The sequence below is a fragment of the Algoriphagus resistens genome (assembly GCF_001442615.1).
In the GTDB taxonomy this organism is placed as follows: domain Bacteria; phylum Bacteroidota; class Bacteroidia; order Cytophagales; family Cyclobacteriaceae; genus Algoriphagus; species Algoriphagus resistens.
The window spans coordinates 176,836-190,852 of the sequence record NZ_LMXN01000013.1 but is presented as its reverse complement, the minus strand read 5'-3'; the positions used below and the strand labels follow the sequence as shown (position 1 = coordinate 190,852).

15 protein-coding genes and 1 tRNA gene are annotated in these 14,017 nt (G+C 44.2%); 10 read left to right on the top strand and 6 right to left on the bottom strand.

The genetic code is table 11. The annotated features are described in order from the left end of the window. Positions 1-105: 105 nt before the first annotated feature. The 4 genes from AS141_RS20365 to AS141_RS20350 all read left to right on the top strand — a co-directional run bounded on the left by AS141_RS20365 (position 106) and on the right by AS141_RS20350 (position 3,798). Positions 106-1,497: an FAD-binding oxidoreductase gene (locus AS141_RS20365; protein WP_057939541.1), complete on the top strand. Its 1,392-nt coding sequence runs from the start codon at positions 106-108 to the stop codon at positions 1,495-1,497. A gap of 245 nt (positions 1,498-1,742) precedes the next feature. Further along, positions 1,743-2,225 (top strand): hypothetical protein, encoded by a 483-nt coding sequence (locus AS141_RS20360; protein WP_198293589.1) that lies wholly within the window; start codon positions 1,743-1,745, stop codon positions 2,223-2,225. A gap of 35 nt (positions 2,226-2,260) precedes the next feature. After that, positions 2,261-2,677 (top strand): DsrE family protein, encoded by a 417-nt coding sequence (locus AS141_RS20355; protein WP_057939539.1) that lies wholly within the window; start codon positions 2,261-2,263, stop codon positions 2,675-2,677. An 80-nt stretch (positions 2,678-2,757) separates the two neighbouring features. Beyond that, positions 2,758-3,798 carry a c-type cytochrome gene (locus tag AS141_RS20350; protein ID WP_057939538.1) on the top strand — a complete coding sequence of 347 codons (1,041 nt, stop codon included), beginning with the start codon at positions 2,758-2,760 and terminating at the stop codon, positions 3,796-3,798. 411 nt (positions 3,799-4,209) lie between these two features. Here the strand turns inward: AS141_RS20350 and AS141_RS20345 are convergent. From AS141_RS20345 to AS141_RS20335, 3 genes are all read right to left on the bottom strand, one after another. After that, positions 4,210-4,283, bottom strand: a tRNA-Ala gene (locus AS141_RS20345). Positions 4,284-4,333: 50 nt separating this feature from the next. Beyond that, a complete protein-coding gene (recR, locus tag AS141_RS20340; protein WP_057939537.1) occupies positions 4,334-4,954 on the bottom strand; it encodes a recombination mediator RecR in 621 nt (206 codons plus the stop codon). Between the two features lie 12 nt (positions 4,955-4,966). Beyond that, positions 4,967-5,260, bottom strand: a complete 294-nt coding sequence (locus tag AS141_RS20335) for an ATP-dependent Clp protease adaptor ClpS (RefSeq protein ID WP_057939536.1) — start codon at positions 5,258-5,260, stop codon at positions 4,967-4,969. A gap of 53 nt (positions 5,261-5,313) precedes the next feature. Between AS141_RS20335 and AS141_RS20330 the strand changes: the two genes are divergently transcribed. Beyond that, entirely contained in the window at positions 5,314-6,756 is a 1,443-nt protein-coding gene (locus tag AS141_RS20330) for a sodium:solute symporter (RefSeq protein ID WP_057939535.1), read from the top strand. Positions 6,757-6,899: 143 nt separating this feature from the next. Here the strand turns inward: AS141_RS20330 and AS141_RS20325 are convergent, their stop codons facing one another. After that, the gene (locus AS141_RS20325) at positions 6,900-7,238 is read right to left on the bottom strand and encodes an MGMT family protein (RefSeq protein WP_057939534.1); all 339 of its coding nucleotides are present in this window, start codon (positions 7,236-7,238) and stop codon (positions 6,900-6,902) included. Then, positions 7,219-8,112, bottom strand: coding sequence for a mechanosensitive ion channel family protein (locus tag AS141_RS20320; RefSeq protein WP_057939533.1), 894 nt, complete (start codon positions 8,110-8,112; stop codon positions 7,219-7,221). Before AS141_RS20320 ends, AS141_RS20325 begins: the two co-directional genes overlap by 20 nt. A gap of 59 nt (positions 8,113-8,171) precedes the next feature. Between AS141_RS20320 and AS141_RS20315 the strand changes: the two genes are divergently transcribed. Genes AS141_RS20315 through AS141_RS20305 form a run of 3 tightly spaced genes read left to right on the top strand, consistent with a single transcriptional unit; the run spans position 8,172 to position 9,780 of the window. After that, the gene (locus AS141_RS20315; protein WP_057939532.1) at positions 8,172-8,849 is read left to right on the top strand and encodes an SDR family NAD(P)-dependent oxidoreductase; all 678 of its coding nucleotides are present in this window, start codon (positions 8,172-8,174) and stop codon (positions 8,847-8,849) included. Positions 8,850-8,865: 16 nt separating this feature from the next. Further along, positions 8,866-9,318, top strand: a complete 453-nt coding sequence (locus AS141_RS20310) for a nuclear transport factor 2 family protein (protein WP_087149452.1) — start codon at positions 8,866-8,868, stop codon at positions 9,316-9,318. A 6-nt stretch (positions 9,319-9,324) separates the two neighbouring features. Continuing rightward, a complete protein-coding gene (locus AS141_RS20305) occupies positions 9,325-9,780 on the top strand; it encodes a hypothetical protein (protein WP_057939530.1) in 456 nt (151 codons plus the stop codon). Between the two features lie 7 nt (positions 9,781-9,787). Here the strand turns inward: AS141_RS20305 and AS141_RS20300 are convergent, their stop codons facing one another. Beyond that, the gene (locus tag AS141_RS20300) at positions 9,788-10,210 is read right to left on the bottom strand and encodes an META domain-containing protein (RefSeq protein WP_057939529.1); all 423 of its coding nucleotides are present in this window, start codon (positions 10,208-10,210) and stop codon (positions 9,788-9,790) included. A 420-nt stretch (positions 10,211-10,630) separates the two neighbouring features. Here AS141_RS20300 and thrA point away from each other — a divergent pair, with 420 nt between their 5' ends. Both thrA and AS141_RS20290 read left to right on the top strand, forming a co-directional pair. Continuing rightward, positions 10,631-13,081, top strand: coding sequence for a bifunctional aspartate kinase/homoserine dehydrogenase I (gene thrA, locus AS141_RS20295; protein ID WP_057939528.1), 2,451 nt, complete (start codon positions 10,631-10,633; stop codon positions 13,079-13,081). Then, positions 13,078-14,010 (top strand): homoserine kinase, encoded by a 933-nt coding sequence (locus tag AS141_RS20290; protein ID WP_198293588.1) that lies wholly within the window; start codon positions 13,078-13,080, stop codon positions 14,008-14,010. The genes thrA and AS141_RS20290 overlap by 4 nt, the downstream gene beginning before the upstream one ends. Positions 14,011-14,017: the final 7 nt, after the last annotated feature.

Genomic DNA, 14,017 nt, shown 5'->3' with positions numbered 1-14,017 from the left:
GGTAGTTGCGGAGTTTTAGTGGATGTAATTTTGTTTGAATCGATTTTTCTAAAAGAGAATATCGTCTTTAATAAGAGGTTTTTATACTCAAAACTGTTTCATATCATGCAAGCAACACGCAGTATAGAAGAGCAAATTATCCAAACCTTCAAGGGGGGATTTCGCGGAAAACTAATCACACCAGAGCACAGGGACTATGACGAATATAGAAGCTTGTACAATGGGATGATAGACAAACGTCCGGCCCTGATCGCCCGCTGTACCGGCGTCGCCGATGTCATGGCAGCAGTGAACTTCGGGCGGAACAACCACTTACATACCGCTATTCGAGGCGGAGGACATAACGGCCCTGGCTTGGGGAGTTGCGATGGCGGACTGGTTATAGATCTCTCCCAGATGAAAGGGGTTCGGGTGGATCCGGAAACCAAAACCGTCCGGGTGGAAGCGGGCTGTACTACAGGGGATCTTGATCATGCCACGCACGCCTTTGGGCTGGCGGTTCCCACCGGAATTATCTCCTCCACGGGCATCTCCGGGCTCACGCTGGGCGGCGGACACGGCTATCTGAGTCGCAAATTCGGCCTGACGATAGATAACTTGCTGGAAGCCGATATAGTACTGGCAGACGGAAGTTTTGTCACTGTCAACTCACGTCAACATAGCGACCTCTTTTGGGCCATCCGGGGAGGTGGAGGTAATTTTGGGGTAGTCACCGGTTTTGTCTTTGAATTGCATCCGGTCAGCATGGTTTATGCGGGGCCCGTAGCATGGAAACTGGAAGATGCCCGGCATATTATGAAGGTTTACCGGGAATTTTTACCCGATGCTCCAACTGAACTCTCTGCATTTCTGGGGTTGAAGACTGTGCTTAGCACACCTCCTTTTCCGGAAGAATTTTGGGGTGAAAAGATCTGTCTGATCATGTTTTGCTACAATGGTACAGAAAAAGAGGACCAAAATGCGATAAAGCCCCTTTTAGAAAAATTACCAAAGCCTATATTCAATTGGCTGCAAATCCTTCCTTATCCCGCTCTTCAGGCCATGTTTGATCCCCTTTACCCAAAGGGATATCAGTGGTACTGGAAAGGGGATTTTGTCACAGAGTTAAGCGATGAGGTCATCGAAAAACACCTGGAAAATGCAGCTAAACTGCCCAGCGAACTCTCGCTGATGCATTTGTATCCCATTGATGGGGCTGTACACCGGGTGGATCCCACGGAGACTGCCTGGATCCGTCGCGACGCCACCTGGTCCATGGTGATCGCAGGTATTGACCCAGATCCTAATAAGGCGGATGACCTCAAACAATGGAGCCAAAATTACTGGGAAGCCCTCAGCCCATTTAATGATAATGGAGCCTATATCAACTTCATGATGGAAGAAGGAGAAGAACGAATAAAAGCCTTCTACGGTACCAATTACAGCAGGTTAGTGGAGATCAAAAGAAAATACGATTCGGAAAACTTCTTTCGGATCAACCAGAATATCAAGCCATAAAACCTCCTACTTACGTATTAACCAAACCCAATTCAACAATGAAAACGAACAGCAATTCAAGAAGGGACTTTCTCGAAACCATGGTAATCAGTACTGCGGTGGGTGGGTTTTCCGCGTTGGCAGGCACTGTGTCGGCTCAGCCGCTTAATTCAGCTCCCGCCACCACATTCAGTGACGCGGACGAATGGTTTAAGAAAATCAAGGGCAAGCACCGGGTAGCCTATGACGCAACGCAGCCCCATGGTGTGTTCCCCTTTGCTTGGCCCAGAGTATTTCTGCTTTCTAACGAAGCTACCGGCACTCCTGAGAATGATTGCGGTGTTGTGGTGGTCTTGAGGCACGATGCCATTCCTTATGCAATGGAACACCGTCTTTGGACCAAGTACAACTTCACGGAGATGTTTCATGCTCCCGATCCCATGTCAGGAAAACCCATTGCCCAAAACCCGTTTTGGAAGCCAGCACCCGGCTCCTACCAGTTTCCGGGAATCGGTGAAGTCGAAATAGGAATCGACCAGCTGCAGGATAGCGGCGTCATGTTTTGCGTTTGTAATGCCGCATTGACTGTATATTCTGCCGCTGCGGCTCAGGCCATGAATATGGATGCCGGGGATGTGTACCAAGAATGGGTGGACGGATTGCTGCCCGATATACAGATAGTACCCTCAGGTGTATGGGCTATCGGGCGGGCACAGGAGCACGGCTGTGCCTATATCTTCGCCGGCTAGACTGGAATCAGGTAACTTGTCAAGACCCAATAACTATGAAAAAGCTCTGGTTTTTAATTCCCTTGCTGGCCGTTACACTGACGGCAATGGGGCAAAGTGAGCGGGTCAAGATCCTCTTCGATCTGACCAGCAAAGATCCGGCAGTACACCAAGCTACTATTCGGCACGTGACGGCGATGTCTGAAGCCTATCCCGACGCAGAATTTGAGGTGGTAATGTATGGGGGCGGTGTATTTATGGTGGTTCCTGAGCAATCTTCCGTCACAAAGGAAGTCCGGGAGCTGGTAGCTCGAGACAATGTTAAATTTGTTGTCTGCGAAATGGGGCTGAAGAGACATCAGCTTCAGCTGTCCAATCTGATCCCCGGTGTAGGATCCGTGCCGGATGGCATACTGGAACTCGTCCAGAAGCAGGCGCAAGGATGGGGATATATTAAAGAGGGAGGGCTGTAAAAAGGCCCTTTCTTATCCTTTGATCTTTAGTCGTCGCCTCAGCAGCTACCTGACCAAATTAAAACATAGTATGTGGCTCCATGAAATCACCACTGGAAGAACATTTCATTCAGGCAGTAAAACGGCTCATGTTGCTTGTCCAGATACTATTAGTGTGCGTAGTGGGAGCGACAGCTATTTATCTGACGGTTGAGTTCGGTCTGGTTTCCCTGAGGACTTCCATAGATGTAACTGCCGAACAGGGTATCGGCGTGCCTCCACCCTATGAGGGGGCAATCCTATGGGAGGCTCCCGACACATCATCCATTCCACATACAAAAGCAGGTGAACTGATCAGATATGGGAGGGATCTGATAGTCCATACATCCAGGTATCTGGGGCCTCAGGGGTCTGTCAATCCACTTAGCAATGGAATGAATTGTCAGAACTGCCATCTGAAAGCAGGGACGGTGCCGTTTGGGAATAATTATGGAAAAGTAGCAGCTACCTATCCCAAATATCGTAACCGTTCAGGTACAGTGGAAGGTTTTGAAAAACGGGTCAACGATTGCATAGAGCGAAGCCTGAATGGAGAAAAGCTTGATGTCGGTAGCAGGGAAATGCAGGCCATGGTCGCTTACTTGAAATGGGTAGGAAAGGATGTAGAAAAGGAAGACTCATTTGCTGGCTTCGGTCTTAAAGAACTTGAGGGCCTTAACCGTCCGGCGGACCCCGTTAGGGGAAAGCTGGCGTATAGCATGTATTGTTTGCGCTGTCACGGGGAAAACGGGGAAGGTCAGTTGTCAATGGACAAGCGTGAATGGGTGTACCCACCGCTGTACGGGGGACAAAGTTATAACATCGGTGCCGGTTTGCACCGGATTTCCCGTTTTGCGGCTTTCATAAAAGTCAATATGCCCCTGGGAGTAAGCTATGAGAACCCCTTTTTATCTGACGAAGAAGCTTGGGATATAGCGGCTTTTGTCAATTCCATGCCCCGCCCTTCCATAGACCTGTCGATGGACTGGCCGGATATCTCCAAGAAACCCGTCGATCATCCCTTCGGCCCCTATGCAGATGAATATACTGAAGAGGAACATAAGTATGGCCCTTTCGACCCCATTAGAAAAAATATCCCTTGACCCAAACTACCGGATTCTCCAAATGCTAAAAGGGAAAACATAAAATCGGGCCTAAAGGGGGCAGTGATGAACTTCCCGGCATGTGTCGGGACGTGGTAGCCATCTGAGCTAATCCATAATGTTTCCAGAAATTAGCCGTTCAATATTTTTCCAGCCCTTCTTCTTTTTGATTTCTAACGTTTTTTTGAGTGCCAATGTCCGGTCAGATAGATTCTCTGAATATTTCAGTACCCAAAATGGCGTTCCAGATTTTGAAAGAGTACCATCTAAGCTGTGATTTTTTGGATATGACCAAGATGTCTGTCGACCCTGTATAATACTTCTCAGCTTTGGGAGAATGAAGAAGGATGCAATTTAAGTACATGTCTTAAAAACAAAAAAAGCCTCACATTTCTGTGAAGCTTTGAATTGTGGAGGATAACGGAGTCGAACCGATGACCTCTACACTGCCAGTGTAGCGCTCTAGCCAGCTGAGCTAATCCCCCTTTTTGGGTTTGCAAATATAGACCAAGGTTTTTGCTGTGCAAAGAAAATTTTACTCAGTAGCGTAATTTATTCGAGTCATGATACTGCGTCCAAGTGTAACTTCGTCTGTGAATTCCAGTTCCCCACCTACAGGGATTCCCCGTGCTATGGAGCTTACCAGGATGCCTTTTTCCTTCAGTTTTTTGGCAAGATAGAAAGAAGTAGTATCTCCTTCCATCGTAGCGCTTAGCGCCAAAATAACTTCTTTGATAGGCTCGCTTAGCGCAGCTGATTCTACCCTGGCCAGCAAAGACTCGATTTTCAGTTCCTCTGGACCTATCCCCTGAATAGGGGAGATCACTCCTCCGAGCACATGGTATTTTCCCTGAAATTGATTGGTGTTTTCAATTGCCAGCACATCCCGAATATCCTCTACCACACATATAACCGATCCATCACGGCGATGACTTGTACAAATGCTGCATTCCTGTGCATCGGAAATATTATGGCAAGTTTTACAATATTGGATCTCCGTACGCATGCGGGTGAGGGCCAAAGCCAGCGCTTCGGTATTGGCCTCATGCTGCTTGAGAAGATGAAGTGCCAGTCGAAGAGCGGTTTTCTTTCCTATGCCCGGAAGGCGGGAAATTTCAGTGACTGCATCTTCAATGAGTTTGGAAGGGAAATTCAATTCTGGATGGATTTAAACTATTGCGGCTTGGATTCCGGCATCTAATATAGCTTCACACATAGGTTTTAGCTCTTTCATGCTGCCTTTTTTTACCGCACATTTGCCCTTATAGTGGATGGTGATGGTGCATTGCTCTGCCTGCTCCATGGTGTGCTTGCAGACTTTCATGAGAATCTTGGTCACATGATCGAATGTGTTGTATTCGTCATTGTACACAATCAAGTCATTGGATTCAATATCTATCAAATCCTCCACCAGAACTTCGGATTCCTCAATAAACGGAAGTGGTTCGTTTGAATGATTCATTTTGCAAAATTAAGAATATTGGACAACTTAGCGAACCCACTTGAAAACGATTTATGAATTCCCAACTAGTCCTCCTGGTAATCTGTTGTTATTTTTTATTGTTATTTCTGATTTCCTGGTTTACCTCCCGCAAAATCTCTGCCGATACGTTCTTTACAGGCGACCGTCAATCTCCTTGGTTTTTGGTAGCTTTTGGAATGATAGGGGCCTCTCTCTCGGGAGTTACCTTTATCTCTGTTCCAGGCGAAGTCGGTAATTCTAACTTCTTTTACTTTCAGGTTGTTCTGGGATATACACTAGGGTATTTCACCATAGCCAAAGTTCTGCTTCCGTTGTATTATAGGTTAAACCTGGTCTCAATCTATTCTTACCTGGATGACAGATTCGGCTTTTGGTCTTACAAGACAGGCGCTTTTTTCTTTATCCTCTCCAGAACTTTGGGGTCTTCAATTCGGGTATTCTTAGTAGCAAGCGTACTTCAACTCATTCTTTTTGACTCCCTGGGCATTCCATTTTGGGTGTCTGTGCTGATTACGGTTGGTTTGATCTGGCTATACACCCATCGTGGTGGGATCAAGACGGTGGTTTGGACAGATACGCTACAGACATTCTTTATGCTTGCGGCTGTGGTGGTATGTGTGATAATGGTCGGAAATGAGTTGAATTTTGGTAGTGTAGGAGATTATTTCAAAGCGGTTTCTGATGATCCCCGTTCCCAGATTTTCAATTGGGATTGGAAAGCAGGAACTAATTTTTTCAAGCAATTTATCTCCGGAGCATTCATCACCATAGTGATGACAGGGTTGGATCAGGATATGATGCAGAAGAATCTGACCTGTAAAAATATTGGCGATGCACAGAAAAATATGTTCTGGTTTACAATCATCCTTGTCTTTGTAAATCTCCTGTTTCTTTCACTAGGTGTATTATTGTTCTTGTATGCCGAGACTCAGGGAGTGCAGATTCCTACGAAAACGGATGAATTGTTTCCTCTTTTGGCTACAGAATACTTCTCTCCATTTGCTGGGATAATCTTTGTTCTTGGGATCACAGCTGCGGCGTATTCCAGTGCAGATTCTACCTTGACAGCGTTGACTACCTCATTTTGCATTGATTTTCTTGAAGTTGAGAAAAGATATCCAGCCGAGAAGCGGGTTGCAGTCCGAAAGAAAGTACACATAGTATTCACATTTGTGATGTTCATGGTGATTCTTGCTTTTCACTGGATTAATAAAGAAAGTGTGATTAATTCCGTCTTTGTGATCGCAGGATATACGTATGGGCCATTGCTTGGGCTTTATAGTTTTGGTCTATTTACGAAGTGGAAAGTGAAAGACAAATTTGTTCCATACCTCGCTGTATTTGCGCCGGCAATAACCTTTGCGATTGCCTACAATTCTGAAAAATTATTCTGGGGTTACAAATTTGGGTTTGAAGCCTTGATCCTGAATGGGCTGATTATGTTTATCGGATTGTACGTGTTGAGAAGGAAGTGAAATCCGCCCAATATTCTAAGGCACGAATTTACAAGTGAATTTTTTCTGACTATCGGACTTTACTCAGGGATGGATTAGCTTCGAGAGGATTAATGGTCGATTGATTTATACTCTCGATGCGTTCTTTATTTTGGATTCTTCTGCTATAACGCCAATTCCACATCTGGATTCCAGAAGACTTTTTCGAAATTCTGGACTTTGTCTTTTACGACCAGTACTCCTTCTTTTTCCAATAGTTCCTGCATCCGTGTAGGGGTAGAGAAATGTGCTTTTCCTGTCAATAGGCCTTGACTGTTTACCACGCGATGCGCAGGGACATCATCCATGGTATGGGCGGCATTCATGGCATATCCCACCATTCTTGCTCCACTTTTTATTCCCAGGTAGTGGGCTATTGCGCCATAATTGGTCACTCTTCCACTAGGGATCAAACGAACTACCTGATAGACTTGATCAAAATAATTAGGCTTTCCGGGTTTCATTAGACCAGTTTATTAAAGTTTGATTGATAGTTTTATTGACGTTTTTCTCAATGGCTTTTTCTCCAGATTTGATTGGGAATTGGTAGCGGATTATTATGCTTTCGGGCTTTCTTTCAATAACATTAAGTTGTGCTCCGCCCACATACACATAGTCTGAAAATGCAATCAAGGATTCATTCAACCTCTTTTCCAGATCGTTTAATTGGATTGCAGAATAAAAAGGGATTTCCGAATCAAGGATTACCTGATGGGAATTGTTCTTGGAGTAGTTCACTACTTCAGAAGTCAGTGCAAGGGTATTCGGCACAATGATAATCTCACCTGTTTCACTTTTTAGTACCATATTTATCAACGTAATATCCCTGATAAAGCCTACGTTTTTGCCAATCAGAATTTTATCGCCTATCTCCAACTGGTCTGAAAACATGATGATCAGGCCATTCACAATATTGGTGATGTAATCCTTGGTGAGTAGCGCAATTGCCGCTGCCACTATCGTGATGCTTGTTAAAAATTTTAATGGTTCTATCCCAAAAACCAAAATTGAAGCCACCAAAACCACGATCATATTCATCAGTGTAGCGAGACGATCAATTCCGATTACAAAATTAGGTTGAACTCTGGATTCCTCAGTTCTTTTGAGATAAAATTGGAGCGTAATGATGCGTGCAAGGGAGATGATGAGGTTTCCACTGATCAGAAAAATCAATGCGCGGACAACATCGGCTAAAATTACATACTTCGCAAAAAAAGGTGTTAGCCAAGTGTTTGATTTAAAACCTACAGTTAAAATCAAGAGTAAGATCAGCTTTAAGAAGAAATTTCTCCGGCGTTTATTTTCCTGATTCTTTATGATGCTTTTGAGTTGATTCATGTCGTTTTCGAAAAATTAAGCCTAATTTTAACAAATATCAGAAAGAATTTTGGAGTAATATGAGCAGAAATATCATTATCACAGGAGCAGGAGGAAATCTAGGTTCGGCAGTAGTTGGGAAGTTCAAGCGTGAAGGGTATCATATTATTGCGCTCTTGCAACCTGGAAAAAATCATGAGGTAGAAGAGGCTGATGACTTCTATGAAGTGGATGTGACCAATGAAAGAGCAGTAGCTGATTTTATCAAAGAATATCATTTGCAGTATGGTGATGTGGATGCCCTGGCGTTTTTGGTTGGAGGTTTCGCTATGGGAGGAATTGAGGAAACCAACCAGGCGATGTTTGAGAAAATGTTCACATTGAATTTCTTCTCTGCCTTTCACTTGGTGAAAGGTTTTTTGCCGATTATGAAAAAGCAGGGAAAAGGGACATTTTTATTTGTCGGAGCGAAGCCAGCTCTTAATCCAACTGATGCTATAGGTGCCCTGGCCTATTCTTTGAGCAAGAAGCTGGTGATTTCTTTGGCCGAGATCGTGGGTGAGGAGACGAAAGGCACGCCGGTCAGATCACATGTTTTTGTGCCAAGTATTATTGACACACCGACAAACCGGGCAGCCATGCCCAATGCCGATTTTAGCAAGTGGGTAAGTGCTGATGAGATTGCCGGGGCTATGCATTATGCGGTGAATACCCACGCGCTCCGGAATATAACATTCAAACTTTATGGTGAAGTTTAATATATACTGTATGAAAATGAAATCTGTATTATCCATGTTTTTTGCCTTCTTACTGGCAATCCCTGCATTTTCCCAGTCTGAAGAGGCGGAAGTCAAGGCAGTAATAGCATCTCTTTTTGAGGGGATGCGTGCGAAAAATTCAGATCAAATTGGGGCGGTTTTTTCCGAAAATGCAATAATGCAGACCATAGAAAGCACCGGGGAGACAGGTGTGGTCAAGGCTGGATCTGTGGCAGAGTTTGTGAAGGGAATTGGCAGTCTGCCTACAGAGACGAAATTGGACGAAAGAATTACGGACTACCAAATCAATATTGACGGACCGATGGCAACTGCCTGGACACCTTATGAGTTTTATTTCAACGACAAATTCAGCCATTGCGGCGTGAATTCCTTTCAATTAGTAAAAATGGCCGAAGGCTGGAAAATTGTTTACATCATTGATACTCGCCGAAAAGACGGCTGCTCTTGATAATTTATGAATACGTTTAAAGAAAAAGTTTATCAGACTGCGATCGCGCAGGTAAAAGAAAAAATCAATCTGTTGAAGGCCGAACGCAGGGCGATCAACGAGGGGATCCTGGAGGATACGAAAAGTAGCGCCGGAGACAAGTTTGAAACGGGTAGGGAAATGATGTCCCGTGACCTTATGACTGTGGAAAATCAGCTAAAGCAGGCAAATTTCGAATTTGATGAATTGTGTAGGCTTCAGGCGATCAAAGAACCGGCATCGTCTGTTCAGGAAGGGAGCTTGGTGCAGGTTGGAGCAGATAAATATTTAATTTCTGTCAGTTTAGGTCAACTGACAGTAGATGGTCAAAAGCTTTTTATGTTAAGCAAGAACTCGCCTCTTGGTGAAATTTTGGTTGGGGCTAAGAAGGATGATCAGGTAGAATTTCGTGGAAGATCCATCCGGATTACTGAATTGATGTAACCTTTACTCAATCATTCTTTGGGACAAAACTCATCAACTCGGTGGATCCATCGAGTAAGGTGAGTTTGTCATTTCCTATTTTCAAATCCTCTGCTTTAGCCAAAGCCGAAATAAATTCCTGCTCTCCAGAGCCAGGACACATTTTTTTTGTCATTGCCCCTGGATCAAGCTTGATCCCCGATCCTTCCAGCGAAAAGTTTCCAGAAAAATTATTACAGCCAGAGAAGCCTGCCAGTTTACCATTATCTAAAAAACTTAAGGAGGGAATACCTCCTTCAAACTTATTCATATCAAGTCCCTTGCCCTTCAGTGAGGAAAGTGTCCAGGAGTTTCCGGTGAGAAGACTCAATGGGTTCAAGGACTTGGTGCCTTCACAACTGGCGAATAGCAAGAAAATAAGTCCGAAGGATAATGCTTTGCAAGCTCTCATTTTTAGATGGGTTTAGCGCTTAACGAATTTAAGGAATTTGATTCCAAATACAATTTTGTGTTTTATGGATCGTAGCAACGATTATATTAAATTCTAAGTTTTCTAGGGAATTGTTGATTAATTTCTAATTGGGTTTCGGTTTTTTTCAAAAAACTCTAATGGTTTGTTTGGCTAATAGAAATTTTGGCAGTAAGATTGCCTTGTCAATTGTCCAGTTATGGTATTTGCAGCAAAAAACTCTTCAGACCTAAATCTACTTCCAGCCATGGAAGCGAGAGCCTGCGCCACTTTTTCTATGACGACATGGATTGGTACTACAATTACGGGGTGATCCCGTTGCAGTTTTTAAAGTACCCGCCCCCAAGGCCTTTATCGGCCAGTATTAATTTCCCAAGTAATTAATTTCAGAAGTAATAGTTTATGAAAATCATCAAATTTGGTGGCTCATCGGTAGCTAATCCAGAGAATATCCAACGAGTTTTTTCTATTATCCAGGAGAAACTCAGACATGAAGAGGTTGCTATCGTTTTTTCGGCTTTTGGTGGAGTGACGGAGACTCTGCTTAAAATAGCCCAACTTGCCAGGGAAGGTGACGAGGCTTATAGAGAACTTTTGCAGAGCCTGGAAGAAAAGCATCTGACCATTGTACGTCAGTTGATTGCTGTGCAAAGTCAATCTACAGTGATGACCTTTGTAAAAGTGCGCTTCAAGGAACTGGAAGACCTGTTTCACGGAATTTACCTGATCAAAGAGAATTCAGCACGTACATTGGATTATGTAGCCAGTTTTGGTGAACGTTTGGCAGCATTTATTCTGGCAGAATCCATGAGTGGTCATGGAATGAAAAGCCAATTTCTGGATGCCAGAGATGTCATCCGTACAAATGATAGGTTTGGACAGGCTAAGGTAGATTTTGTAGTTACTAATGCGGCGATCAAGGATTACTTTGAAAATCATGACGGCATCAAAGTGATCACAGGATTCATCGCTTCGACTGCCAAAGGAGAGACCACAACTTTAGGAAGATCCGGCTCAGACTACACTGCAGCGATTTTTGCGGCAGCTTTAGATGCGGCGTACCTGGAAATCTGGACTGACGTATCGGGAGTTCTGACTTCTGACCCTAAATTGGTTTACACCGCATTTACCATTCCCCAGCTGAGTTATAACGAAGCAATGGAGCTTTCACATTTCGGAGCTAAAGTGATTTTTCCTGCCACCATGCAGCCGGCAATGCGGAAAAATATCCCGATTTATATCAAAAACACATTTGAACCGGAGAATGAAGGGACGCTGATCAATGGGGAGGTAAGTACTGGTGCGTTGATCAAAGGAATCAGTTCTATTTCGAATATTTCCATTGTGACTGTTCAGGGTGCCGGAATGCTGGATTCCACAGTGGGGACTAGCCGTGTTTTCAAAGCTTTGTCAGAAGCCAGAATAAATATTCTTCTGATTTCTCAAGCTTCTTCAGAACATAGTATTTGCCTGGCTATTAAGACTCAGGAGGCTTATATGGCAAAGGAAGTAATCGAGAAAGAATTTTATTATGAAATTAAATCAGGGGAGATGGAAGAGGTTTTTCTTCTCCATGATTTGGCTACCGTGGCTGTCGTTGGTGAGAATATGAAACATAATCCAGGTGCTTCTGGCCGTATGTTTAGGGCATTGGGAAGAAATAACATCAATGTGGCCGCCATCGCCCAGGGAAGTTCTGAACTGAATATCTCAGCGGTTATTCCTCAGCCAGATTTACAAAAAGCACTCAATGCACTTCATGAGGCATTTTTTCTCTCTGAAAATAAAGTGCTCCACGTCTTTTTGGTGGGAGTGGGGCTGATAGGCCAGGCATTGATTAAAATGATTGCCAATCAGCAACAGAAATTAAGAGGGGAAAATGAACTAGATATCCAGATTCACGGCATGGCAAACAGCAGATTCATGGCGTTTCATGAAGATGGGTTTGATCTGAAAAATCCTTATGTGTTAAGCGACTCTGATGAGAAAACAGATTTGAGCAAATTTATCAGAACGATGGAGGAAATGAATTTCTCCAATTCTGTATTTGTGGATTGTACTGCCAGTCAGGATGTCGCGGAGCTTTACTCTAAAATTCTGGAAGCGAAAGTGGCTATTGTCACGCCAAATAAAAAAGCGAATTCCGGCTCCATGGAACAATACAGGGCGTTGAAAAAGCTGGCTAAAAAACGTGGGGTAAAATTTCTCTACGAAACTAATGTGGCGGCTGGTCTTCCAGTGATTAATACCTTGCAGGATCTAATGCTAAGTGGGGATAGAGTCATTCGGATAGAAGCGGTTCTTTCAGGTTCAATGAATTATATCTTTTCAGAATTGGAGAGTGGGGCACCATTTTCAGAAGTAGTGAAAAAGGCGAAGGAGTTAGGATTTACAGAGCCTGATCCACGTGATGACTTAAGTGGAATGGATGTGGCCAGGAAGATTTTGATTTTAGGCCGCGAGGCAGAGCAAGAGTTGGAGTTTGACTCTATTGAAATTCAAAGCATGGTTCCGCAGGATTGCCGGGGGTTGGGCTCCGTTCCTGATTTTTTTGAGAAACTTAAAACCCATGATGAGGCTTTTGCTAAAATGTTGCAAGAAGCCGAAGCTAAAGGAGAAAAGCTGCGGTTCATGGCTACCCTTGAAAATGGGAAGGCAAAAGTTGGGCTTAATTCTGTTCCGGTTTCACATCCGTTCAGTAGCTTGAGTGGCAGTGATAATATGATTTTGTTGACCACTGATCGCTACCATGACCGCCCGATGATTATCCGTGGGCCTGGTGCAGGAGCAGATGTGACTGCCGCAGGGGTCTTTGCAGATGTGATTAGAATAGGTAATTATACCCGCGAATGATCAGGTCAGCAAAAGCCTTTGCTCCAGCCACTGTAGCCAATGTGTCCTGCGGATTTGATATCCTGGGATTTGCCATTGACGCTATGGGAGATACAGTAGAGGTAATCCGAAAAGATGAGCCGGGACTCAGAGTTGTGTCTATAGAAGGGGATGGGGGCAAATTGCCTTTCGAAGCAAAAAAAAACACCTGCGCAGTGGCTATCCAGGCTATGTTGGATGAGATGGGGCTGCAGGTAGGAATGGATATTTATCTCGCAAAGGGATTGCCTCTAGGGTCAGGGATGGGGTCTAGCGCTGCAAGTGCTGTGGCGGCTTTGGCTGCTGCCAATAGACTATTGGGCGACCCTTTTGAGAAGAAAGATCTTTTGCCTTTTGCGATAGCTGCGGAAAAAGTAGCATGCGGCGCAGGACATGCAGATAATGTTGGTCCAAGTTTATTGGGAGGCTTCGTATTGATACGGGATTATCACCCACTGGATGTGGTCAAGCTCCCTGTTCCGGATGATTTGTACTGTACCTTACTACATCCGCATTATGAGTTGAATACGGCTGACTCTAGATCAGTACTTAGGGATAAGATCCCTATGAAACATGCCACTATCCAATCTGGAAACGTAGCAGGATTGATAGCAGGGCTATATGAAGGGAATTTCGAGCTGATCTCCAGATCTCTAAAGGACGTAATTGCAGAGCCTTATAGAGCAGTTTTATTACCTGGATTTTACGAGGTGAGAGAGTCTCTTAAATCTGCGGGTGTACTTGGAATGGGGATTTCAGGTTCAGGGCCGACACTTTTTGCACTCTCCAAGGGAAAGGAAAAGGCTGATGCAATCTCAAAGGCCGCAAAAGAAGTTTATTCCAGTATAGGCCTTGGGGTAGACGTTTATTTCTCTGAAATAAACACAAAAGGAGCCTACGTGATCGAATAAAAATAAC